The 23,295-nt window shown below is 44.9% G+C and carries 21 protein-coding genes, 3 pseudogenes and 1 riboswitch; of the genes and pseudogenes, 19 read left to right on the plus strand and 5 right to left on the minus strand.

The features are described from left to right. The first annotated feature begins 205 nt into the window (after positions 1–205). On the plus strand, positions 206–1,717 hold the full coding sequence (locus ACFTRD_RS10520) for a glycoside hydrolase family 30 protein (RefSeq protein WP_379379508.1): 1,512 nt from the start codon (positions 206–208) through the stop codon (positions 1,715–1,717). Positions 1,718–1,724: 7 nt separating this feature from the next. On the opposite strand, the pseudogene ACFTRD_RS10525 reads toward ACFTRD_RS10520, so the two are convergent. Further along, positions 1,725–1,923, minus strand: a pseudogene (locus tag ACFTRD_RS10525) (helix-turn-helix domain-containing protein); the annotation flags it as partial. Between the two features lie 81 nt (positions 1,924–2,004). Continuing rightward, positions 2,005–2,105, plus strand: a riboswitch (guanidine-I (ykkC/yxkD leader). Between the two features lie 95 nt (positions 2,106–2,200). Between ACFTRD_RS10525 and ACFTRD_RS10530 the strand changes: the two are divergent. From ACFTRD_RS10530 to ACFTRD_RS10555, 6 genes and pseudogenes are all read left to right on the plus strand, one after another. Then, positions 2,201–2,541 (plus strand): annotated as a pseudogene (locus tag ACFTRD_RS10530) (DMT family transporter). Next, positions 2,538–2,852 carry a DMT family transporter gene (locus ACFTRD_RS10535; RefSeq protein WP_379379510.1) on the plus strand — a complete coding sequence of 105 codons (315 nt, stop codon included), beginning with the start codon at positions 2,538–2,540 and terminating at the stop codon, positions 2,850–2,852. The pseudogene ACFTRD_RS10530 and the gene ACFTRD_RS10535 overlap by 4 nt, the downstream one beginning before the upstream one ends. A gap of 118 nt (positions 2,853–2,970) precedes the next feature. Beyond that, a complete protein-coding gene (locus ACFTRD_RS10540) occupies positions 2,971–4,350 on the plus strand; it encodes a DEAD/DEAH box helicase (RefSeq protein WP_379379512.1) in 1,380 nt (459 codons plus the stop codon). A gap of 176 nt (positions 4,351–4,526) precedes the next feature. After that, complete coding sequence (locus ACFTRD_RS10545) at positions 4,527–4,856, plus strand: antibiotic biosynthesis monooxygenase (protein ID WP_379379514.1); 330 nt, start codon at positions 4,527–4,529, stop codon at positions 4,854–4,856. A 198-nt stretch (positions 4,857–5,054) separates the two neighbouring features. Beyond that, complete coding sequence (locus tag ACFTRD_RS10550) at positions 5,055–5,831, plus strand: class I SAM-dependent methyltransferase (RefSeq protein ID WP_379379516.1); 777 nt, start codon at positions 5,055–5,057, stop codon at positions 5,829–5,831. Between the two features lie 132 nt (positions 5,832–5,963). Further along, complete coding sequence (locus tag ACFTRD_RS10555) at positions 5,964–6,314, plus strand: MmcQ/YjbR family DNA-binding protein (RefSeq protein WP_379379518.1); 351 nt, start codon at positions 5,964–5,966, stop codon at positions 6,312–6,314. A 149-nt stretch (positions 6,315–6,463) separates the two neighbouring features. Here the strand turns inward: ACFTRD_RS10555 and ACFTRD_RS10560 are convergent, their stop codons facing one another. Further along, a complete protein-coding gene (locus ACFTRD_RS10560) occupies positions 6,464–7,012 on the minus strand; it encodes a TetR/AcrR family transcriptional regulator (RefSeq protein WP_379379520.1) in 549 nt (182 codons plus the stop codon). Positions 7,013–7,219: 207 nt separating this feature from the next. Here ACFTRD_RS10560 and ACFTRD_RS10565 point away from each other — a divergent pair, with 207 nt between their 5' ends. Together ACFTRD_RS10565 and ACFTRD_RS10570 are read left to right on the plus strand one after the other, a co-directional pair. Continuing rightward, entirely contained in the window at positions 7,220–8,395 is a 1,176-nt protein-coding gene (locus ACFTRD_RS10565; RefSeq protein WP_379381290.1) for an MFS transporter, read from the plus strand. Positions 8,396–8,481: 86 nt separating this feature from the next. Beyond that, positions 8,482–8,952: a GNAT family N-acetyltransferase gene (locus ACFTRD_RS10570; RefSeq protein ID WP_379379522.1), complete on the plus strand. Its 471-nt coding sequence runs from the start codon at positions 8,482–8,484 to the stop codon at positions 8,950–8,952. A 91-nt stretch (positions 8,953–9,043) separates the two neighbouring features. Here ACFTRD_RS10570 and ACFTRD_RS10575 read toward each other — a convergent pair whose 3' ends face one another. Continuing rightward, entirely contained in the window at positions 9,044–9,640 is a 597-nt protein-coding gene (locus ACFTRD_RS10575; protein WP_379379524.1) for a TetR/AcrR family transcriptional regulator, read from the minus strand. A gap of 129 nt (positions 9,641–9,769) precedes the next feature. Between ACFTRD_RS10575 and ACFTRD_RS10580 the strand changes: the two genes are divergently transcribed. From ACFTRD_RS10580 to ACFTRD_RS10620, 9 genes are all read left to right on the plus strand, one after another. Then, a complete protein-coding gene (locus ACFTRD_RS10580; protein ID WP_379379526.1) occupies positions 9,770–10,351 on the plus strand; it encodes a cysteine hydrolase family protein in 582 nt (193 codons plus the stop codon). 35 nt (positions 10,352–10,386) lie between these two features. Then, on the plus strand, positions 10,387–11,649 hold the full coding sequence (locus ACFTRD_RS10585) for a cytochrome P450 family protein (RefSeq protein WP_379379528.1): 1,263 nt from the start codon (positions 10,387–10,389) through the stop codon (positions 11,647–11,649). A 431-nt stretch (positions 11,650–12,080) separates the two neighbouring features. Further along, positions 12,081–13,022 carry an ArsR/SmtB family transcription factor gene (locus ACFTRD_RS10590; RefSeq protein ID WP_379379530.1) on the plus strand — a complete coding sequence of 314 codons (942 nt, stop codon included), beginning with the start codon at positions 12,081–12,083 and terminating at the stop codon, positions 13,020–13,022. 189 nt (positions 13,023–13,211) lie between these two features. Next, positions 13,212–14,504 (plus strand): ABC transporter substrate-binding protein, encoded by a 1,293-nt coding sequence (locus ACFTRD_RS10595; RefSeq protein ID WP_379379532.1) that lies wholly within the window; start codon positions 13,212–13,214, stop codon positions 14,502–14,504. A 79-nt stretch (positions 14,505–14,583) separates the two neighbouring features. After that, on the plus strand, positions 14,584–15,474 hold the full coding sequence (locus ACFTRD_RS10600) for a carbohydrate ABC transporter permease (protein ID WP_379379534.1): 891 nt from the start codon (positions 14,584–14,586) through the stop codon (positions 15,472–15,474). Then, the gene (locus tag ACFTRD_RS10605) at positions 15,474–16,280 is read left to right on the plus strand and encodes a carbohydrate ABC transporter permease (protein WP_175396520.1); all 807 of its coding nucleotides are present in this window, start codon (positions 15,474–15,476) and stop codon (positions 16,278–16,280) included. Before ACFTRD_RS10600 ends, ACFTRD_RS10605 begins: the two co-directional genes overlap by 1 nt. An 82-nt stretch (positions 16,281–16,362) precedes the next feature. Continuing rightward, complete coding sequence (locus ACFTRD_RS10610; RefSeq protein ID WP_379379537.1) at positions 16,363–18,129, plus strand: glycoside hydrolase family 2 protein; 1,767 nt, start codon at positions 16,363–16,365, stop codon at positions 18,127–18,129. 44 nt (positions 18,130–18,173) lie between these two features. Next, a complete protein-coding gene (locus tag ACFTRD_RS10615; protein ID WP_379379539.1) occupies positions 18,174–19,955 on the plus strand; it encodes a glycoside hydrolase family 2 protein in 1,782 nt (593 codons plus the stop codon). A 16-nt stretch (positions 19,956–19,971) separates the two neighbouring features. After that, the gene (locus ACFTRD_RS10620; RefSeq protein WP_379379541.1) at positions 19,972–20,979 is read left to right on the plus strand and encodes an aldose 1-epimerase; all 1,008 of its coding nucleotides are present in this window, start codon (positions 19,972–19,974) and stop codon (positions 20,977–20,979) included. On the opposite strand, the gene ACFTRD_RS10625 is transcribed toward ACFTRD_RS10620, so the two are convergent. Together ACFTRD_RS10625 and ACFTRD_RS10630 are read right to left on the minus strand one after the other, a co-directional pair. Further along, entirely contained in the window at positions 20,970–21,401 is a 432-nt protein-coding gene (locus tag ACFTRD_RS10625; RefSeq protein WP_379379543.1) for a chromate transporter, read from the minus strand. The two genes, ACFTRD_RS10620 and ACFTRD_RS10625, sit on opposite strands and share 10 nt — an antisense overlap. Beyond that, a pseudogene (locus ACFTRD_RS10630) lies at positions 21,353–21,874 on the minus strand (sulfatase-like hydrolase/transferase); the annotation flags it as partial. The gene ACFTRD_RS10625 and the pseudogene ACFTRD_RS10630, both read right to left, overlap by 49 nt. A 122-nt stretch (positions 21,875–21,996) precedes the next feature. On the opposite strand from ACFTRD_RS10630, the gene ACFTRD_RS10635 reads away from it, so the two are divergent. Then, positions 21,997–22,851, plus strand: a complete 855-nt coding sequence (locus tag ACFTRD_RS10635; RefSeq protein WP_379381292.1) for an AraC family transcriptional regulator — start codon at positions 21,997–21,999, stop codon at positions 22,849–22,851. The last annotated feature ends 444 nt before the right edge of the window (positions 22,852–23,295 follow it).

The following is a 23,295-nucleotide window of genomic DNA, read 5'->3' on the forward strand; positions in this document are numbered from 1 at the left end:
CAATAAAGTGTATAAATATCTTTGATAGCGCTTACAAATTTTGATCTATATCTTTCTCCGATATCCTTCAAAAAGGAGGTGTACATACTTCGCATGGAAGAACTTAAAAAATAGACTTTATGATTTTTAAAATGAAATCGATTTCATTCTGAGTATTTGATATTTGGCTGTTCAAATTAAAATCATTAAAAAGGGAGATATGTTTATGAAGATATGGAAAAAGAGTGCGTTAGTGTTGCTGTCCACTTTTCTGGTAACGGTGGGTTCATATAGTTCATATGTGCCCAAGACTGCCCATGCAGCGGGTGAACAGGTGGAGGTATGGATTTCAACTTCAGACCCCAATTCCGAACCGGCAGTGGGGCTTAGAACAGATGCCAGACTCACCAAGATTGCATCCAAAAACTTCAGCAGCAATTCAGGCAATGCGGATGTTACCATTACAGTAAATGAGAACAAAACGTATCAGCAAATGGATGGTTTTGGCGTGTCATTAACGGACGCTTCCGCATGGCTCATGAACTACAAGCTGGATAACAGCAAGCGTGCGGAAGTGATGGAAAAGCTGTTTGGCAACACAGGAATCGGGCTTAGTTTGTTGAGACAGCCGATCGGCAGCTCCGATTTTGCCTGGGCCGCTTACACCTATGCGGATACACCAAATGATACTTCACTGAGCCAATTTACGATCGACCGGGACAAGGCCTATATCCTGCCCATGGTCAAAGCCGCAATTGCTAAGAATCCCAATATCAAAGTGATGGGTTCCCCATGGAGTGCGCCTGCCTGGATGAAATATTCCAACCATCTGAACGGCGGCAAACTGAAAGCAGAACACTATGGAACCTATGCGAACTATTTCAAAAAATACATTGAAGCCTACCAAGCTGAAGGTGTACCCATCTATGCTGTTACGTTGCAAAACGAGCCAATGTACGAGCCATCCCATTATCCTTCCATGGGTATGAATGTACAGGATCAGACAGGGTTTATCGGCGATTATCTTGGACCAACGCTCCGCAATGCCGGAATGAATACCAAAATAATTGCATTTGACCATAACTTTCTGGACTGGAACTTCCCGAACCAGGTCATTACGAATCTGAAGAATGCAGGCAAGGGCAGTTACGTATCTGGCAGTGCATTCCACCATTATGACAGTGGGGACGGATCGACCATGACCTCGATGAATAACAGTCACCCGGACAAGGAAATTTGGTTCACGGAGGGTGGGTTCGGTAACTGGAATGATCCGCAGAATGGTACCTCATCCGGTTTCGATAATATGATGAACGAGTTCATTAATATTACAAGAAACTGGTCCAAATCGATCATTCTATGGAATGCTGCCCTGGATCAAAAAGACGGTCCAGCATTGCTTTCACCGAACAACACGAACAAAGGCATGATTACAATTCGCAACTCGGACAACCGTAATGATGCTCCTGAGAATAATGTCACATATCACAAACAATATTATTTGCTGGGTCACTTTAGTAAATTTGTAGTACCGAATGCACACCGCATTGACAGCAACACCGGATCTGAAGTCAAAAATGTAGCTTTCCGCAATCCGGACGGTTCCAAAGTGGTGGTTGCGTACAATTCTTCCAGCTCTTCACGAAACGTGAAGATTCAATGGGGAAGCCAAAGCTTCGTTGTAACCATCCCGGGCAAATCCGCCATGACTTATAAATGGTACGGGAATGTATCCTAAGGGATAGCGGGAATTCAGATACCCTCACCATGAAAGGGCTGAATTGAGATGCACTCTCGTAACCAACCCGGAATGCTACATCAGCAGCATCGGCCGACCCAGCCAAGAGGAAGCCGCCGGGTTTCCTGAAGCCTTAACTGCTTTTGAAACTGAAACGGGCTCATGGTGGTGATCTCTTTATAATGCCGATGGAACGAGGACACGCTCTTAACATTAATGATACTTCGCTCCCTCTTAGAGTTGCCATTCGAATAGAAATGTGTATAATTGGAGTCACATCAGAATATTGAAATGTTTTCTAGGGTTCCGCGACAGTGGTGTCGGTCTGGTCCGAGAGAAAACTCATAGCCTCTTGGCTGTGTCACGGAGGGATAAAAGCCTGGGAGATGAACTGCTTCATGCAGTTTGTTTCTCGGGCTTTTTTATTTTGGTTTCATGTAACTAGTAATACACGTTCAAAATTTGATAAGGAGTGTGACAGAAATGAACAAAACTTGGCTTTCCGTCGTAATTGCTGCTTTAGTTGAAGTCGGTTGGGTCATTGGATTGAAACATGCCAGTGGTTATCTGGAATGGGGGGCTAGCTGGTCGCCATCATTGTCAGCTTTACCTTAATGATTGCGGCTTCCCGTTCACTTGATGTGGGTACTGTTTATGCGGTATTCGTTGGTCTGGGTACAGCCGGAACTGTACTGGCAGAAATTATTTTGTTTGATGCACCAGTTCAATCCAGCAAAATGCTGCTCATTGGAGTTCTTTTACTGGGCGCAATCGGTCTTAAAATGCTCAGCAAAGGAAAAACAAAGGAGGTAAACGAATCATGAACTGGGTATATCTTATTTTGGCAGGTGTCTTTGAAATGATTGGGGTTCTGATGATTAATAAACTGCACAAAGATCGTAACCTGATTTCAATCATGCTCCTGGTTGCAGGTTTTGGATTAAGTTTTCTGTTCCTATCCCTGGCAATGAAGACTCTTCCAATGGGAACGGCTTACGCCGTATGGACAGGAATAGGCGCTTCTGGGGGAGCCATTCTTGGCATGATATTTTACGGAGAATCTCGAAATGCCCTCAGGATCGTATTTGTTGCCATGGTACTCGGATCAGCGGTAGGGTTAAAATTGGTGAGTTGACTGATAAATTTTTAAAAAAAGATATACAGACGGCTCTTTTAGTGTTATCCTTATGTGTTACGTTATGAAATGAAAGATACGTCAAATGAATATTTGTTGCGTAAATTAAGGAGACCTAATGACATTTAAAGACTTGAATATTATACCCCCGATTTTGGAAGGTTTGAGCAAAGCAAACTATACTTCCCCAACCCCTATACAGGAACAGGCGATTCCAGCAGTGCTAGCAGGCAGGGATTTGCTGGGCTGTGCACAAACAGGAACAGGGAAGACGGCAGCATTTTCTGTGCCTATCATTCAGTTATTAAGCGAAAAGTCGAACGGCCCCAAAGCCGCACGTCATATTCGCTCATTGATTTTAACACCAACAAGAGAACTTGCGATTCAGATTTCAGATAATATTAAGGCATATAGCCGTTTTACCGATATTCGTTGTGCCGCAATCGTGGGTGGCGTTTCACAAAAAGTTCAGGAGCGTGCGCTCAATCAAGGTGCAGATATTATTATTGCAACGCCCGGTAGACTGATTGACTTGGTCAATCAAAAGCGCATTGATCTGAAACATGTTCAAATACTGGTTCTTGATGAAGCAGACCGCATGTTGGATATGGGCTTCATTCATGATGTGAAAAGAATCATCTCCAAGATGCCGAGTAAGAAACAGACCCTTTTCTTCTCAGCAACGATGCCTCCGGAAATTACAAAAATGGTAAAAACGTTGCTGGTAGATCCGGTAAAAGTAGAAATTACTCCCGTGTCCTCTACTGTAGATCGAATTGAGCAGTCCATATATCTATTGGAGAACGGCAAGAAACAGAGTCTGTTGAACCATATCTTGCAGGACAAATCCATTGTGTCGGCACTGGTATTCACTCGTACCAAGCGTGGAGCCGACCGTGTGACACGTGATTTGTCCAAAGTGAATATTACGGCTCAGGCCATTCATGGCAACAAGTCTCAGAATGAACGACAACGAGCATTAAATAATTTCAAGAGCGGAGTCACACGAGTGCTTGTGGCGACGGATATAGCGGCAAGGGGTATTGATGTTGAAGAACTTTCGCATGTAATCAACTTTAACCTTCCTAATATTCCAGAAACATATGTTCACCGAATTGGCCGTACAGGTAGAGCAGGGAACAGCGGAATGGCGATCTCTTTCTGCGAAAAGGATGAGCTTCCGTTCCTGAAGGATATCGAGAAAGTGATCAAGAAGACCATTCCTGAAGTGAAAAATCATCCTTATCCGATGACAAGTGTTCCTGCTTTTGTAAAATCGAATCAAACATCGAAGTCTGCACCTCATAAATCTGCAGCCGATAAACCCGCGAAGTCAAAAGCGAATCCGGCTCGCAAGCCTAAATCCGAGTGGTTTAAAAAGAGTGGTAAAGCTAATCACAGTAAGCCAAACAGTAGTAGGCCTAACAGCGGTAAACCAAACCACAATAGTACAAATCAGAGCAAACCCAAGAGCAGCAAAGTGAATAAAGCACTTTAAACAAACGAGCAAAGCGCCTTCTCCAATTCGTGGAGAAGGTTTTTTTGTGAACAAAAAAACGAATGTGATATTGATAATCATTTTCAATAAGGATAAAATAATAGAGTGCATGTTAAAAAATGTCTCAAGGCCATTGCATCCAAGCAGTGACTTGAGGCAATCAGGAGGCGTAACTCATGTTCATTCAAACTCGCGTTATGGTAGTCGAAAAGGGTCACAGTCATAAACTGGTGGAACGTTTCAGTGCCCCTAGCCCTGTAGAGGAAATGCCGGGACTAATTGATTTCAGTGTAATGGTTAACAAAAAGATTAAAGAATACGAAGAAGTAATGGTGCTAATTCGTTGGGAATCAGAAGAAGCATGGAAGAATTGGGAGAAGAGTGATGTGCATATTAAAGGTCATCGGGAGAAAAGAGGACAGGAGAAACCCGAGTATCTGATTAGCACTACGGTGAATATGTACGAAGTACAGAAAGTGAAGACAGCTAGAGTATCGAATGCATAATTCGAATAATGAAAAACCGATCTCATGATTTCTTTCATGAAGTCGGTTTTTTTTGTTTGTATGTCCATAGAAGCTTTGTCGCATCATTATGTAGAGGTTCAATTATAAATCAATAATTCAGTCTTAAGAACGCAAGTTGACAGGTTTTAACCATTGAAGTTATTATAGATATCTAAGATCTATAAAGGAGATTGAGCCATGTCTGGTGAACCATTCAAAAACGAGCGCAATTCAGTACCCTACATTCATTCAATAGATTTCTTATCTAATCTGGGAGTGGATATCCTGTCCTTATTGCAGCCGCAAATCGGGGAACGGATTCTGGATATCGGCAGTGGCAACGGAGATTTGACAGCTAAGATCGCAGCTGCCGGAGCGATACCGACAGGTATCGATCTATCAGAGAGAATGGTGACACTTGCCCAACAGAAGTACCCTGACCTGAATGTTCAGGTGAAAGACGCTTCTCAATATCGCACAGATGTACCCTTTGACGCTGTATTCTCACATGCAGCTATACACTGGATCAATAACCCTGCGGCTACAACCCGATCCATCTGGTTGGCCCTGCGCGAAGGTGGCCGATTCGTAGCTGAATTTGCCGGAAACGGTAATGTCGCCATCTTGACCACTGCGATGAAACAGGTTCTGGAGGAGAATGGCTATACATGGGCTGGACGGAATCCCTGGTATCATCCTACTCTTGGTGAATACGCCACCCTGCTGGAGCAGAACGGTTTCCGTGTCACATTTGCTCAGCATTTCGACAAGCCTGCTCCGCTCAAAGGAGAAGAAGGACTTCGGAATTGGCTAAACAGTTTTGCTGATTATTTCTTTAAGGACGTTTCCTCCGCAGACCTGGAATCAATCTATCAAGCCATCGTGGCGGAGGTTAAACCCCACTTTGAGCGCGAAGGTCAATGGTTTCTTGACACTACCCGATTACGCATTGTAGCGATTAAGGAACCTGTCTGAGAAGATAATTCCTGTATTAATGGAAGAATAGCTGCAATGAAATGCTTGATATTTACATGCAAACGTACAATCGGTATCATTAGATTTGGGTAGGGAAAGTTGTTGTCTTCTGCGTAAAGGAGAGATACTGAATTGAAGCATAAGGTTATAGAGTACTGTTTGAAGAAAAAAGGGGCAACGAAGGATTATCCCTTCGGAGCCGATCCAATTGCTATTAAAATTGCAGGAAAAATATTTGCCCTTATTTTTGAGGATAAAGCGGATAACGTTCGCTTGAACTTAAAATGTGATCCGATCATCGCGGAAAACCTGAGAGAACAGCATGAAGCCGTTCAACCGGGGTATCATATGAACAAAAAGCATTGGAATACCATTATTTTAGACGGCTCCTTGTCGGAGCAGGATATCTTTGTCATGATTGACCATTCATACGATTTGGTTGTCAAAACTCTGTCCAAGAGTCTTTTGGAATCCATATCGTAATTAGGCCACATGCAATAACAATTCAGACAGCAGGTGGTCGGCACCAATTGCAGAAAAATCAGCTTTTGTCGAAAAGAATAGCGGTAGTCCCGGGATGTTAACTTCGTATCCTGAGACTACCGCTATTTTGGTTACGTGCACATTGCACGTTACCCCAAATTCATTTTGATTAATTCTCCTAACTGCTCAGACATGACCTCGGGTGGATGGGGCATTTCGTTCTTGATCCACCACTCGACGACCCCTACATAAGACATGACCACATATTGGAGAATGATATCCTCACTTAATCCGGATTTTCTAGCCTGAGATAAGTGTACATCCTCCTTAAAATCCTCATTAAGAAACTCAACCAGCCGGTTGCGGAATTGTACCGCTCCCTTACTGGCCATCATCGTCGAGAAGAACAAGTAATTCTGTTCCAAATAGGTAAACCAGGGAATGATGGATTCTTTCCATTCCAAGTCTGCAACCGAATGGCAAATTTCACTTAATTCCTTGATATGCCCGTCAATGAGCTTGTCCAATAGATCATACTTATCGACGTAGTGAAGATAAATGGTGCCTCTGCTAACGTCCGCTCTATCGGAAATATCTTGTAAGGTAATATCATCAAAATTTTTCTCTGACATCAATTCAATTACTGCTGCTTTGATGGCTTCTTGTGATTTTCGAATTCTTCGATCCACTTTGGTCATGTGATTCTCACCAAACTTTCTATAGATAATAAACAAATTTATGTTTAATGTTCACTAATTAACGAAACGCGTTCAATTAACAATGGTAAACTTTCTTATACTGTCTATAATTATTAACAGATGTTCATTAATATATCAATATTTGTTTTTGTACAAGAATAGATCGCATCATAGATATCATAACAATAGTTGGAGGGGGGATGAATGATGCAACCTTTATGGACAAAGTCATTTATTCTAATGACGCTGGGTTTGCTTTTTTTATTTACTGCATTTTATATGTTGTATCCCACACTGCCGCTCTTCATTAAAGAGATGGGTGGCAATGAAAAACAGGTGGGCTTGGCCATGGGAGCTTTAATGTTGTCTTCCGTCATCCTTCGTCCTTTTGTCGGTGGACTACTGGATCGATTCGGCAGACGTCCGTTTATGATCGGGGGTTTGCTTTTATTTATATTGGCGATGTACATATACAACTGGGTTGGTGGAATCATTATGCTGATCGGACTTCGTATCGTACATGGAATGAGCTGGGCTGTATCCACAACTTCCATGATGACAGCTGTGACTGACATGATTCCATCGGCTCGGCGCGGGGAAGGTATGGGGTGGTTTAGCACCTCCATGACGCTGGCAATGGCGGTTGGCCCCATGATTGGTCTGGGGATTATGCAAGGCACATCATATCAGACGATGTTTCTTTTTGCTGTTGGTTTGTCCGTCGTGGCCCTGCTTTTGACGCTGGGAGCCAAAATGCCATTCCAACCACATACGGACAGAAAGAAAATCCAAATCTTCGAAAAATCAGTCTTGCCTGTGATGGCGCCAATCTTTTTTCTTTTCATTGCATATGGTGGAATTACTACATTTGTACCCTTGTTTGCGGAGCAGATTAAAGTCAATTCTGGCACATTCTTTCTGGTCTATGCCGCGACACTTGCTCTATCCAGGCCCATTGCCGGAAAGCTGTCCGATAAGAAAGGAGAGACAGCAGTCATTGTCCCGGCGCTTATCATTACGATCATTGCTTTGATTGTGCTTAGCTTCGCAACCAATTTGCTTGGCGTGCTCGCTTCAGCAGTTCTTTACGGGATCGGCTTTGGTTCCGCTCAGCCAGCTCTTCAGGCCATAACGCTTCGCCTTGCCCCCGAGGATCGGAAAGGGGCAGCCAATGCTTTCTTTTCAACGGCGACTGATCTCGGTATCGGACTGGGTGCCATGGTCCTGGGTCTGGTATCCGAATACATGAGCTATCACATATTGTTTATGGTTAGTGCCTTGTCGGTCATGGTTTCTTTTCTGCTTTTCATAATCTACGTAAGGCAGTTGTTGAAAATCAAGCAGACGTTGCCTGCCAAAACGAGTGATTCCGTTTCACTGTAGTTGAATGGTAGTGTGTTAAATCAGATTTGTAGTATAATTTGTGCAGTTAAGAGCAGCAATTATTTCATGATGCGGAGGCTTACTGCATGTTCATTAGAGAGATAGAGGAAAAAGATAATCAAGAAGTAGAGTCTCTGATTCGAAGTTGTTTGATCGAATTCGGGGCCAATAAGTCAGGAACAGCGTGGGCTGACCCGAATTTGGGCGATTTTTATCATCTTTATCAACGCGAGGGCTCCAGGTATTGGGTGGTTGAGCATAACTCCACCGTTATAGCCGGCTGCGGTATCGGACCCGTGGAGGGATTTTCACATATTTGTGAATTGCAGAAGATGTATGCATTAAAAGAAGCACGAGGCACCGGAATCTCATATGAATTGCTTCAGATTTCGCTGGAATATGCCAAAGAACGCTATGAACAATGTTATCTTGAGACGCTTAACAATATGGTTGCAGCCAACAAGTTCTATATCAAGAACGGTTTTATTCCATTAGAAGAACCTTTAAATGCAACAGAGCATTTCGCTTGTGATGCATGGTATATCAAAACATTATAAATTCACACCTCCAGCTCATAAAAGCCTAGTTCAAGCGTCAGATTGTCGACGATGAATTAGGCTTTTTTGCATTTTTATATATCCATTTACGTTAAAGAAACGTCAAACAGAGCTGCTCCACAATGCGGTCTGGAGAGTTGCCGCGCACGTTTTTTTGAAACAGATATGAATCATTACTCATGGCGGTCAGGAGCATGTCCGTTTTGAACAAGCTGATGGCCTGGGATTCGTCACTCTCTGTTGCCATCTCTTCGAATAATCCGAATAGCTGTTGATGCAATTGGTCATAAAGAGGACTCGAGGTTCTGGACTCTGATCCTTGATATACTGCATTCTCAATACCCGAGAGCAGTTCCGCATTTTTCTCTCTAAACTGGATAAACAACGTCAGCAGACCACGCAATCGCTCAGATGGTGGATGCTGTGCATTCTCCTGCAAGTATATTTCCACATCATCGAAGAACAGCGCTGCGTTATCTTTGATCAAGTCCATACATAACTCACTCTTATTACGGTATCGGCGGTATAAGGTACCCGCTCCAATCTGCGCTGCGGAAGCGATCTGATTCATGCTGACCCGTTCGACGCCGTGCAGCTCGAATAATTTGCTAGCCACATCCAAGATACGTTGGCGATTCTCGGCGGCATCCCGTCGCTCCGAACGAGAGGTTGTATTGGTTTTATCCACTGTCTGTCACTTCCTATCCTTCAACGTCCAAAATTTGACAAGGGGAGAACCCTCCGTTTAATATCAAGAAGAGATTAAGCGGAGAGTTCTCCCTTTAATCTTAATCAAAACGAGAGGGATGTGCAACCCGTGGAGAGTCATCATAACCAAGCTGCACTTCTGGTCATGGATATGCAGAACATCATTGTATCGCAATATGCGAAGCACGAGGATGCACTGCTCCCGTTTCAGAAAGCGATAGAAGCAGCTCGCAGACATAACGTACCCGTGATTTTTGTGAAGGTTGGTCATCGCCGGGATTCCCCTCCAATTAGTGAGCGTAACAAATTGTTTGGAAAAAAGTCGAGTCGTGGTGGAGAGAACGCAGCCAATCCGGCGATGAAAGTGGCAATGGACATTCACGAATCGGTACAGCCGCTCCCAGGAGAGCTCATTGTGGACAAGTTCCGCGTTAGTGGATTCTCGGGAAGTAACCTGGAACCCCTTCTTCAATCCCATGGCATTAATACACTTATTCTTAGCGGTATCGCAACAAGTGGAGTAGTGCTGTCTACCTTATGTGAGGCAGCGGATAAGGATTATGCGTTGACTGTACTTTCTGATGCTTGTCTGGATAGGGACCCGGAAGTTCATCGAGTTCTCGTAGAGAGCGTATTCCCCCAACAAGCTGATGTGCTGGCTGTAGATGATTGGATCAATGCATTTATGTAAACCAATAAAATGGTCGAAGCGAAAGGATGGTTATGATGAGTGAGCTAGATCTTAATGTTTCACAAAAAGCAGCGCTGAGCCTGTTTAGTGGAGATAGTGGTGAAAACCCGTTTTCACTGATCAAGCAGTTGCGTGATACAGGTCCTGTTATTCCGGTATCTTTGCCAATGGGTGGTACAGATCGCGGGCAGTGGTTGGTCACACGAATGGAAGAAGCGTCACAGGTACTCAAAGATCATGCCCACTTCACGGTAGACCCACTATCCATGGACGGCAATGAGAATATCCTGAAAGCCTATGTGGAGAATATCGATCCAGATGCTCCTCCAACGTTCTTCACCGGGAAATCAATGCTCTCTGTAGATGAGCCTGATCATCGGAGATTGCGCCGGCTGGTCTCCAAGGCCTTTACCCCAAAATATATGGAAAGTCTTCGCCCCCGTGTGCAGCAGATCGCTGATGAATTACTGGATCAGGTTCAGGCACAAGGGGAGATGGATCTGGTCAAGGAGTACGCCTATCCTTTGCCGATCCATGTAATATCCGATATGCTTGGAGTACCTAAAGCAGATCGTCCTCAGATCCAGACCTGGTCCTCCGCGATTGCACACGGTCTGGGCCTTGGAGTGCGTGAACCGGGAGTGGAGGAACACCTCCGAGCTTTCGGTGACTATACCGCGCAACTGGTAGCTGAGAAACGCAAGCATCCAGCGGAAGATTTGATCAGCCAATTGATTGCTATTGAAGAAGAGGGCGATCGACTCAGTGAACCAGAACTTCTATCCATGATTACGTTATTGATCTTTGCTGGCCATGAGACCACTTCCAATCTGATCGCCACGGGTGCAATGATGTTACTGGATCATCCTGAACAATTGGAGAAGCTCAAGGCAGATCTTAGTCTGGTTCCTTCCGCTGTCGAAGAGCTTCTTCGCTTCAATGGGCCGGCAACCATTGCAGGACCTCGCTACGCAACACAGGATATTGAGCTGGCAGGACAACAGATTAAAAAGGGAGATATGATTATTCCCATATTGAAGTCAGCGAATCGGGATGAGCTCCAGTTTGAGCATTCGGAGGATCTGGATGTGACACGTCATATGACTCGTCATCTGGCTTTTGGTCATGGTATTCATTCCTGCCTGGGGGCTCCGCTGGCTCGTGTGGAGGGAGATATTGCTTTTACAACCTTGTTAAGACGCATGCCTAATCTGCGGCTCAACGTTCCACGGGAAAATATTACCTGGCATTTGGCACTAAGTTCGCAGAGTTTAGCTGCCTTACCTGTGGCTTTTTAGCAGAAAAAGGTAGAGGCATCAGTGATCTGAACCCACTCTAACCGTTACTTTCGTATAATGGATTTTATCAATTTCATAAGTGGTATCATTCTTGATTTTCACGTAAAAGGTTGCCTTGTAGGCAGCCTCTTTTTGCTGCGACCGACAGCTGAAGGAGGGAATGAATATAAAGAGAAAAGTGCTATTCGTATCTTTTCAACCGTTGGGGTACATATGCTGATAACAGTTGTTTTAGGTGCAGTTATAAGTATTTTATATTGGCACCACCGGTTGTTCACGTATATTCATTGCAAGTTATATGAAAAATGAAGACGGATGATGAAGTAGCAGTCATTTAATACAAAACAAATAATTTGTTACAATATTATTGACTCATTCAAAACATAACAGTAAAATTATTGTAACATAATGATAATATAGGCGGTGATGTAATGCTTGAACTTAGTTTTGATGACCCGGACAAGCTTGTAACCGTCACTCATGCCTTATCGACGCGTTCCCGAGTTGATATTCTCCGCCTCCTGATTTCCAAAAACCTTAATATCGTTGAGATTGCTGAAGCTCTTAATCTTCCAGTATCTACTGTAGCCAGCAACATCAAGGTTCTGGAGGCTGCAAGGCTGATTAATACGGAGTTGCTGCCCGCCTCTCGGGGTGCGATGAAGGTATGCAGTCGCAATTACGACGATATCCATATCGCGCTTAATCTGGATAAATCCGGACCAAAAGGAGATGTTCAGGTCTATGATGTGGATATGCCGATTGGTCATTACAGTGATTGCGAAGTTTCGCCAACGTGCGGGATGGCGAATGCAGACGGGATGATTATACGTGAGGACGAACCAGCAAGCTTTTTTCATCCGAAACATATTGGTGCCCAGATTATGTGGTTTCGCAAGGGTTATGTCGAATATTTGATGCCGTTAGAAATACCGGCAGGCGCGCGTATTGATTCGTTGGAGCTGTCGATGGAAATGTGTTCCGAAGCCCCTAACTATGACCACAACTGGCCTTCCGATATTTCCATATGGGTTAACAGTGTGGAAATCGGCATGTGGACCTGTCCCGGTGATTTTGGGGACAGGAGAGGAAAGTTAAATCCTGCCTGGTGGCATGAGTGGTCTACCCAATATGGTCTGCTTAAGACATGGCGAGTGGATAAAGAGAAGACCTCGCTTGATATGGAAAGGATCTCTACGGTTACTTTGGATCAGCTCAACCTGCAAAACAGCCATAAACTTCGGTTGCGCATAGGCATCAAGCCGGATGCGGTGCATCAAGGGGGAGTCAATCTGTTTGGTCGCCAATTCGGAGATTATGATCAAAACATTAAAATGACTGTGAATTACGTAATGAATCCGGAAGTGGATTAATAAAAAAAAGCTTTAGTTGCGGATATATTGTAACTAAAGCTTTTTTGTTCATATAATTACAATAAATATGATTGAAAGCGTTGACAATAGTAAAATACCTCGATATAATCCCTCTATAGATACAATAATAATGTAATAAATCAATTAAATCGTTTGTATCTATAAAACTAGAACAAAGGGGATACTCGCATGAAAAGAAGAATGGGCTTGTTGGCACTAACGTTACTTCTCTCGCTATCCACGGTTTTGAGTGCATGCAGCGGAAGTGACGATGGTGCTGGTGATGGTGCCTCGGGCGATGAAAAAGTAACATTGTCTTTCTGGACACTGTTCGATGGCGGAGATGGAGCGAACATGCAGACATTAGTTGATGAATTCAACAAAACCCACCCGAATATCGAAGTGAAAAATACGAAGCTGGCTTGGGGAGAGTATTACACAAAGCTCATTACAGCCGTTGGTAATGGCAATGGACCAGACATTGGCATTTCCCATTCCTCCAGACTCCCCGATCTGATTGACCAAGGTGTTGTCACCGAACTCGATACTCCCGCTACGGATGCAGGTGTAGACTGGAATACCTACAACCAGAATCTTTTGGATGCGGTTACAGTCGAAGGCCAGCATTATGCAGTTCCCATTGATACCCATCCTTTTATTATGTTCTATAACAAAAAGCTGCTGAAACAAGCAGGGCTGCTTGGCGAAGACGGTAAGCCAATACTGGAACAATCCGCTGACGGCTTTCTCACCTTCCTCCAGACTTTAAAAGAAAAGCTGCCTGCCAAGGTTACCCCTTTTGCATTATCCAACAACAATGATGATCCATACCGTCTATGGTGGTCCTTATATTCACAATTGGGCGGCAATGATGTGGTATCCGATGACTTGAAATCTGCAGCCATTGATAAGGAGAAAGGGATTAAAGCAGCTGAATACGTTCAGAAACTGTTTACCGAAGGGTATATCAAGAAAAACGACCCGGACTTTTATAAAAATTTCCAGAGTGGTACATCAGCCATTATTATGACAGGCGTATGGACAACGGGAACGTGGGAATCCACCAAAGGACTTGAATTTGGAGCCATGCCTATTCCGAAATTCTATGATCAGGAAGCGACTTGGGGAGATTCTCACACGATTGTATTGCCTCTGACGCAGGATGAAGATCCTGCCAAACGTAAAGCAGCCATGATCTTTGCTGATTATGTTGCCGACAATGGCCAGATTTGGGCCAAAGCAGGACATATTCCATCCAAGCCGTCCGTGTTGGAGAAGCAGGAATTTAAGGATCTGCCATATCGCAGCGATTATTCCGAGGTGGCGAGTGTGGTTAAATTCAGCAAACATTCTACCAAAAATGCGCAAATCCGTGATGAAGCCGCTTTTAAATTTTTGAATGAAGTCTGGATGAGCAAAATGACCCCTGCGGATGCCATGAACAATATGGAGGCAGCGATTCAGAAAATACTGAGTGAATAGAAGGAAGACGGATCACGCAGGCCTGTGGTAATCCTCATTGCAAACACAGGCTTGTGTGCCAATCAAAGGGGAGACGCATATGAAGATCAAAAAAATGAGGGCGGATATGCAGGCACTTGTATTTCTGCTTCCATTCTTAATTGTCTATGGTTTATTCACAATCTGGCCAATGATTAAAGGCGTAGAGATGACCTTTTACAAATGGACGTTGATTAAGAAAATGGATTTTGTCGGTCTTGATAACTTCCGTAAGGTTCTTCAGGACAGAGAAGTGTGGGAAGCGATCTGGCATTCAACTTTTTTCGTTTTTTTAAGTACGCCAACCATGATTATTCTTGCCATTATGCTGGCTGTGATTGCCAACCGAAAATCGGTTTTGCAGAAATTCTACCGCATCATCTTTTTCATACCAAGCGTGCTCTCTGTTGCCGTCGCAGCCTATCTGGGATTATTCGTATTTCAGCCCTACACGGGACTTGTAAACTCAGTACTGCACCTTATTCAATTGTTACCCGAAAATGCCGAGATCTTCTGGCTGACCGAAACGGGGCTGGCATGGGTCGTGATTACGGTCATTACTCTCTGGTGGACGGTCGGATTCAACTTTATTTTGTATCTCTCGGCGATGCAGGAGATTCCTGATGAGATTTATGAAGCGGCAAAGCTGGATGGTGCAAGTGATACACAGATATTTTGGAGAATTACTCTTCCTTATCTGAAGCCACTAACCAAAACCATCACCATGCTGCAAATTATTGCTTCATATAAAGTCTTTATGCAAATTTATGTTATTACTGGCGGGGGTCCGCTTGATCAGACACGTCCGATTATTCAATTGATCTATCAGACTGGGTTTAAGAACAATAATCTGGGTTATGCCGCAACGATGTCCTATATCTTGTTTGTTATCCTGCTGGTGTTGTCTGCGCTACAATACTGGATGAATAACCGGAAAGGGGCGGAAAGCTGATGAAATGGTTATATCGTATAGGTTCAGCATTGATGGCGGTTATGTTCGCTGCCCCACTTGTGTGGATGCTGGTGGTATCCATCAAAGAAGAAGGCATGAAGATCATCACGGTCCTGGACTGGTTTAAACCTCCATATTCCATGGCTGTATATCAAGAAGTACTCACGACCACCAAGCTTTCCCAGTGGGTTGTTAACAGTTTGTTTGTCGCTGTAGTTGTAACGGTGCTAACTGTTATTTTCGCAGCAATGGCCGGATTCGCTCTCTCGAAAGTACCGTTCCGTTTCCGTACCTTTGTATTCTTCTTCATTCTTGGTGGATTACTGATTCCCGGGGAAGCTACCATTATTCCACTCTATCAGGTAGCCAAGGATTTGCATTTGCTGAACTCGTACAGTGGACTGATTATTCCTGCTTTGGCTTCACCTGTAGCCGTCATCGTGCTCAAAAGTTTCTTCGATGGTGTTCCCAATGATCTGCTGGAGAGCGTACAAATTGACGGAGGAGGTTTTTGGCGGATTTTTACCAGCATCATGCTGCCTTTGACACGTCCAGCCATGGCATCGATGGCGATTCTGACCTTTATCGGTTCGTGGAACAATTTCCTGTGGCCATTCCTTTCCATAACCGATGATAATCTGTTTACACTGCCAATGGGTATTCCAACACTCATGGGCCAGTACTCGGAAGATTACGTGAAACCGATGGTTATCAATGCGGTGGCTTCTGTTCCCATCATTATATTGTTTATCATTTTTGAGAAACAGATTGTTAAAGGCATCAGCATGTCCGGTATTAAGGGATAACCTGCAATTGTCTTATATGTAACCTGATGCTAACGTTTTTCAGGCTCACGAGCCAAATACAGAGGAGATCGGAGAGAACAAAATGACAACTAAATTTTACAACAAGGATTATCCAAGACCGCAATTCGTACGCAACGAGTGGTTGGATTTGAATGGAGAATGGGATTTTAGCTTTGACGACAATCAGGCTGGTGAAAACGAGCGCTGGTATGACCAGAATCAATTCCCGGAAGGACTCAAAATTAAAGTTCCGTTTACCTATGAAACTCAGGCTAGCGGAATCGGGATCGAAACATTTCATCCGTTCGTTTGGTACCGCAAGCAGGTCACTATTCCCAAGGAGGTAGAAGGCAGGAGAACCATTCTGCATTTTCAGGGAGTGGATTATCACGCCAAATGCTGGGTGAACGGAACGGTTGTGGGTGAGCATGAAGGAGGGTACGCAGCGTTTTCGTTCGATATTACCCCTTATGTCACTTACGGCTCGGAGAACAACATTGTTCTTGAAGTAGAAGACAGTCAGAGTGCGATGCAGCCTCGGGGGAAACAACGCTGGGTGGATGATAATTTTGAATGCTTTTATGTGCAAAGCACCGGGATTTGGAAAAGTGTCTGGCTGGAGCATGTGAGTGAAGCAAGGGTTGAAGCAGTTAAGATGACACCCGATATTGATCGTCACATGATTCGATTGGACTTTCAATTGAATGGGATCGAAGGCAAGAACAACTTGCGTCTGGAGACACGGATTGAGCTGAAGGGTCAGCATGTGCAAACTATTAGCCTGTCTCCCGACAGACCCTGGATGACCGTGGAGGCCAGTGTCAAGCATGAAGCGGGCGGACCGTGGAAACAGATGTTGTGGTCAACGGACTCACCGAACCTATACGATATCGAGTTTGTGATGTACGAAGATGAAAAGGAAATCGATCGGGTTCATTCCTATTTTGGTATGCGAAAAATATCGATTGAAAATGGGCAAGTTCTGCTAAATAATGCTCCGTTGTACCAAAGACTGATTTTGGATCAGGGCTACTGGACGGAGAGCCATTTGACCCCGCCTTCAGTGGATGCGCTGATTGAGGATATCGATAAAATTGCCGAGATGGGATATAACGGAATCCGTAAACATATGAAATTGGAAGATCCCCGCTTTTTGTATTGGTGTGATGTAAAAGGCATGCTGGTCTGGTCGGAAATGGCGGCAACCTTCGAGTTTAATGATGAGGCCGTGAGTCGATTCACCAAAGAATGGCTTGAAATTGTCCCACAACAATACAATCATCCCAGCATCATAACCTGGGTTCCGTTTAATGAATCGTGGGGAATACCGACGATTGCCCACGAGGTAAGGCAGCAGCAGTTTACGCAATCCATTTATCATCTGACCAAAGCGATCGATCCCTATCGTCCGGTCATTACCAACGACGGATGGGAGCATACGGTATCGGATATTTTGACAATCCATGATTATGTGGAGTCGGGAGAAGCTTTTGTGGAACGGTATCAGGATAAGGACAAGATCGTAAACAATAACATTGCTTCTAATAGATGGAAGTTTGCTTTTGCCGAAGGTTACCAGTATAAAGGACAACCCATTATCATCAGTGAATTCGGCGGTATTGCTTTCCAATCGGATAAAGGATGGGGCTATGGCAATCAGGTGGACTCGGTTGAAGCCTTTATCGAACGTTTCCGTTCCATCACCGAAGCGATCAAATCCATTCCGTATATCTCGGGCTATTGTTATACACAGGTCACGGATGTGCAGCAGGAGATTAATGGTCTGTTGACGGAAGACCGTAAACCGAAAGTGCCATTGGAAGTGATCCGCAAGATCAATTTGGCTTAAAACCATCATGACAAATTACAGATTCAACGAGAACAGGAGTGCTGATGGCAATGGTACGAGAAGATTATCCTCGCCCGCAATTCGTGCGTGAACGTTGGATAAGTCTGAACGGGGAATGGGAGTTTGAGTTTGACGATGATCATCAAGGACATGCGGACAATTGGAATGAAGGGACCCGGGCGTTTAGCCGGCGGATTCAGGTACCGTTCGCCTTTCAAAGCCAGCTTAGCGGTATTGCAGATCCGGATTTTCACGACAACGTCTGGTATAAAAGGACCTTTGAGATTCCGGAGAAATTCGCAGGCAAACGTCTGCTTCTGCATTTCGGAGCCGTAGACTATGAAGCCACTGTATGGGTAAATGGACATCTAGTGGTTCGGCATGCGGGTGGACACACGCCATTTCATGCAGATATTACGGATGCGCTACAGGAAGGGACCAACGTGTTGACCGTCCAGGCGCTGGATTATAGCAGGGATGTAACGCTGCCGCGCGGGAAGCAATTCTGGCAGGAGCAGTCCGCACAAATTTTCTATACCCGCACTACTGGAATATGGCAATCCGTCTGGCTGGAAGCGGTTGAGTCCGTATATTTGCAGAAGGTGCGCCTTACACCGGATATCGATCGGAACGAGATCAACGTTACCACCTTTATTCAGAGAGATCATGGGAATCGGGATACACAGGATATCAGGCTGCGTGTGCAGATCGCCTATCAGGGCGAGCATTTAACAGAGGATGAATACCGGATTAACGGCAGGAAGGAGAGCCGGACCATCGGACTTCATACTTTTAACGAACATGGACTGGGCAGGCTGTGGTCACCGGAACATCCCAACCTGTATGATATTCATTTCACGCTGCTAGTGGATGGTGTGCCAGTCGATGAGGTGGACAGTTATTTTGGCATGCGTAAAATCTCGATTGAACATGGAAAACTGTTTCTGAATAACCGTCCATATTTTATGAAGCTGGTTTTGGATCAAGGTTATTTCCCGGATGGCAACCTGACTCCGCCGAGTGACGAGGCGATCCGGCATGATGTGGAACTGACAAAGGAAATGGGCTTTAACGGTGCCAGAAAACACCAGAAGATCGAAGATCCAAGATATCTGTACTGGTGCGATAAGTTGGGTCTGCTGGTATGGGGAGAGATGGCGAATGCTTATGATTTCTCCGAACAATATGTTGCACAGATCACAAAGGAATGGCAGGAGGCGCTCGAGCGGGATTACAACCATCCATGTATTGTGGTCTGGGTACCTCTTAATGAGAGCTGGGGCGTTCCCAACATCCTGACCAGCAAGGAACAGCAATATCATGCCTTATCGATGTATTATTTGACTAAGTCGCTTGATCCCACTCGTCCCGTCATCTCGAATGATGGCTGGGAAATGGTACAAACGGATTTGTACAATATCCATGATTATGAATGGAGACGAGAAGTTCTGGAGGAACGATACCGTACCCGTGAAAATGCAGTGAATGCCCTGCCTGGCAGCCGGAAGCTGAGCGTAGGCGACTATCGCTATGAAGGTCAGCCCATACTGATTACCGAATTTGGCGGAATTGGTTATAAGAAAAGCGATTGGGAGGGCTGGGGATACTCCGGAGCCGAGAATGATGAGGATTTTGCAGCGCGACTGCATGCCGTAATACAGCCATTGCTGGATTCTCCTGTCGTTGAAGGCTTCTGTTATACCCAGCTGACAGATGTGGAGCAGGAAATTAATGGTCTGCTAACGTATGATAGACAGCCGAAGATGCCGATGGAACAGATTCGAGCTATTATCGAAGGACGCGAGCCATCAGGTGCTAGAGAATAAAGGAGGCGAACGTGTCTTGAACACAAGAGAAACAAGTGCATCATGGGAAGGCGAATACCAAGGGGAAAGAGCAATTTATCTGCGCTTCGGCTCCAGTGAGGCTGTTATGCTTCCGGAAATCGGTGGCAATTTGATCGCTTTTCGCGATCATGAACGAGGATTTCATTTCCTGCATGAACCTTCACCCGAAGAGATGGAATCATTCAAGGCAAGGCCGATGATCCATGGCATCCCGGTTCTCTTTCCACCGAATCGCTATGAGGATGGACGGTTTGCCTGGAACGGCCAGAAACTTCAGCTTCCGGTGAATGAAGAAGCTACTGGCAATCATTTGCACGGATTTTTGTATAACACACCCTGGGTAGTGGATGAATACGGGCATAGCGGGAAGGAAAGCCATGTATCCGTGTCAATTACCATTGATGAAGATCATCCGGTTTATCAACTTTTTCCATTCAGTTTCAACATCACATTACGTTATTCACTAAGTAGCGATGGGCTTATGCAGCATGTCAGAATTCGTAATCATGGAACAACCTGCATGCCGTGCCTGCTGGCTTTTCATACTTCCATCAACGCCCCGTTTACCGCCGATGGCTCGGCACGGGATTACAGGCTCAAGCTGACAATCGGAGACAGATGGGAGCTGGATGAACGCATGCTGCCAACGACACATTTTCAGCCGTTGGCCCCAGAGGAAGAGCAGATGCGTGACTCCGGGGTATATCCGTTCTTTGCTGAGATGGATAACCACTATACGGCAGTATCGCAGAATGGACGGAATCGGATGGAGCTTCAGGATACGAAGAGTGGAATGACGCTGATCTATGATGTTGGAACGTCCTACAAACAATGGATGATATGGAACAACAGTGCGGAAGAAGGTTTTTTCTGCCCTGAACCGCAGATCAATCTCGTGAATGCTCCTAATCTGGATTTGCAGGCCGAGGAAGCTGGATTATTTAGTTTGCAGCCGGGAGAAATCTGGGAGGAAACGAGCAGATTATATCTGCGTCAATCGTAAAAATAAAGTGAAGGGGAGCAGCCAGGACAGCTAATGCTGTGATCGCTGCTCCTTTTAAAACCATTGAAGGCAGTGACTACTGCCTGTCGTCGGCACACTGAATTTAAATTAAGATAAATAAAGAGGAATTTACCCATGAATTGTCGTGCATCCGATAGAATAAGGCGGAAGAGTAGCACAGTCACGACGAGTGAAGGCAAAATCATACCTGCAGTAGAGACGGCGGCTCCGATATAACCTGTCGTCCGATAACCAATCAACGTTGCGGTATTGGTTTCAATCGAGCCGGCAATTGATATAAGCTCACCGATCTCGTCCTCTCGCATCCATTTTTTGTTGTTCACCATTTCGCGTTCAATAATTGACAGCATCGGGGAAGGAAGTAATCCCTCCAGTTCGTACATCCCTGTTCTTCCAGCCATAGCACGTAATGCTGACCGACATGCGCTTCGTTCGTATGATTACGTGTTAACTCTACGTGGTCAAAACCGTAAAACGGCCCGTGGAAATGTCTCCAGTACTCCAGATCCTGAAGGATGGGATACGCTTCTACCGACGGGTATTCCTCCGTAGATTTCAAAGGCTGAAAATGTGACTTACCTACTAGGGCAGTGCGGTAGCCTGCCTTTTTGAAACTTCCCCCGACGGTATGACGATCTTCAAGCAGTTTTGTGCCCAACGTTCAGGCTCCATGCTGACTGGGATACATCCCAGTAATAATGGAAGCGCGGCTAGGGGTGCAGGTAGGGTTAGGGCAATATGCCCGATTAAACGTTGTTCCTTGCTGGGCCAGCCGGTCCAGATTGGGTGTGGAAATTTCAGACTGAAAAGCTCCGATCGTGTTCCAGTGCTGCTGGTCACTAGTGATTAGCAAAATGTTAGGTGTTCTCGACAAGTGTAATCGCCTCCTAGCAAGATGATATTGAAAAAAACGAGTTATAAAAATAGCCCTGTGTTATATTTTATCGTCATTTTGTTATGTTCAAACAAAATAGGAGAAGGAGGAAACTCGCTATGATGCAGGAATATGAGTACGAGTATGCACAATTCATCTACTATAAGCCAGGTTATTTGGATAAAGAGGAACATATCTGGCCAGTCCGGGCAGGGCGAAGCATAGCCAAGTCCAATTACATGGTTGGTCCCAAACGTATCGAGTGTTATAGTCTTCATTTTGTGCATGAAGGTAAGGTCAGGCTTGAGTTTGATGACAAGCGAGTGGACCTGCAGAAGAATGATCTGTTTTGTCTGTTTCCCGGCAGAACCTATTACTATCGCATGCTTGCCTCGGAATCTCCACTGCAAATGAACTGGCTGGCCTTGGATGGGCCCAAAGTCAAACCTTTATTGGAGCTAGCTGGTTTGACTCCGGAAAGTCCGATTGGCAAGCAGATGTCATCTCCACAGGTCCACGAAGCATCCGAACGTCTAATTCATGCTTTGGCATGTGTGGAACGGTGGAAGCCATCCGTATCCCTGGAGTTGCACGGATTGGTATATGGATTGTTAGCCAGTCTTGTTCCAGACACCAACTGCGCACAGCCTCCAGAATTGGCGAGCTGGATTCATGAATGCATGGATTACATGGAATTGCATGCAACAGAGGGTATTTCGGTGCAGCAGGTTGCTAACTTCGCAGGGGTGCATCGTTCGTACTTCTCCAACATGTTCACCACTCAGGTTGGTCTGCCCCCGTTAAAATTCATGCAGAGAATACGAATGGATAAGGCCAAACAGCTGCTAAAGGATACGAATGCTACTGTTACGGAGATTGCTTTGTCGCTGGGTTATCCGAATCTATATTCATTTACCAGAGCATTCAAAATCTATTATAAAGTACCTCCAATCATGATGCGGAGAACCTCAAGCTGATCCTGAGCAAACGGATGTCCAGTATGGAGAACGCTTACTTTTTTATTGGATCTAGAAAAAGGAGAATCCCACAATATACATCATAGCCTCGATCATTATCATCGCTTTCCTGTACCCGTTCGTGGACGTAATGTAATCATGGTGTTTATTACGCTAACTCTGCGAAAAGGACTGTCAGACGAGCATTCCCTTGGAGCAGCGGTGGCGAATGCCGCCAATCTCAATGAAATGATTCGTTGCAGCGATAGTGTACACATCGGCAGTTTCTCTGATCTGGTCAATGGTTGGCTCGGGGGATGCAAGAGGGGACCTTATATGAGATTACCAGCGATTCACACAATAACATCAACTCCGTCTTTCAACCTGATCTTATCAAGTGCACGGAACGGAGTGTTTTGACCGAGAATGGGCAGCATGGTTACATATTACGTCCTTCACCATCTA

Origin of the sequence: Paenibacillus sp. NPDC056933 (assembly GCF_042674385.1) — a bacterium.
In the GTDB taxonomy this organism is placed as follows: domain Bacteria; phylum Bacillota; class Bacilli; order Paenibacillales; family Paenibacillaceae; genus Paenibacillus.

Bases quoted from the DNA above. Each gene is read 5' to 3' on its own strand.
- ACFTRD_RS10520 (WP_379379508.1), top strand. From the start codon at position 206: ATGAAGATATGGAAAAAGAGTGCGTTAGTGTTGCTGTCCACTTTTCTG.
- ACFTRD_RS10535 (WP_379379510.1), top strand. From the start codon at position 2,538: ATGAACTGGGTATATCTTATTTTGGCAGGTGTCTTTGAAATGATTGGG.
- ACFTRD_RS10540 (WP_379379512.1), top strand. From the start codon at position 2,971: ATGACATTTAAAGACTTGAATATTATACCCCCGATTTTGGAAGGTTTG.
- ACFTRD_RS10545 (WP_379379514.1), top strand. From the start codon at position 4,527: ATGTTCATTCAAACTCGCGTTATGGTAGTCGAAAAGGGTCACAGTCAT.
- ACFTRD_RS10550 (WP_379379516.1), top strand. From the start codon at position 5,055: ATGTCTGGTGAACCATTCAAAAACGAGCGCAATTCAGTACCCTACATT.
- ACFTRD_RS10560 (WP_379379520.1), bottom strand. From the start codon at position 7,012: ATGACCAAAGTGGATCGAAGAATTCGAAAATCACAAGAAGCCATCAAA.
- ACFTRD_RS10565 (WP_379381290.1), top strand. From the start codon at position 7,220: ATGCAACCTTTATGGACAAAGTCATTTATTCTAATGACGCTGGGTTTG.
- ACFTRD_RS10570 (WP_379379522.1), top strand. From the start codon at position 8,482: ATGTTCATTAGAGAGATAGAGGAAAAAGATAATCAAGAAGTAGAGTCT.
- ACFTRD_RS10585 (WP_379379528.1), top strand. From the start codon at position 10,387: ATGAGTGAGCTAGATCTTAATGTTTCACAAAAAGCAGCGCTGAGCCTG.
- ACFTRD_RS10590 (WP_379379530.1), top strand. From the start codon at position 12,081: ATGCTTGAACTTAGTTTTGATGACCCGGACAAGCTTGTAACCGTCACT.
- ACFTRD_RS10595 (WP_379379532.1), top strand. From the start codon at position 13,212: ATGAAAAGAAGAATGGGCTTGTTGGCACTAACGTTACTTCTCTCGCTA.
- ACFTRD_RS10600 (WP_379379534.1), top strand. From the start codon at position 14,584: ATGAAGATCAAAAAAATGAGGGCGGATATGCAGGCACTTGTATTTCTG.
- ACFTRD_RS10605 (WP_175396520.1), top strand. From the start codon at position 15,474: ATGAAATGGTTATATCGTATAGGTTCAGCATTGATGGCGGTTATGTTC.
- ACFTRD_RS10610 (WP_379379537.1), top strand. From the start codon at position 16,363: ATGACAACTAAATTTTACAACAAGGATTATCCAAGACCGCAATTCGTA.
- ACFTRD_RS10615 (WP_379379539.1), top strand. From the start codon at position 18,174: ATGGCAATGGTACGAGAAGATTATCCTCGCCCGCAATTCGTGCGTGAA.
- ACFTRD_RS10625 (WP_379379543.1), bottom strand. From the start codon at position 21,401: ATGGCTGGAAGAACAGGGATGTACGAACTGGAGGGATTACTTCCTTCC.
- ACFTRD_RS10635 (WP_379381292.1), top strand. From the start codon at position 21,997: ATGCAGGAATATGAGTACGAGTATGCACAATTCATCTACTATAAGCCA.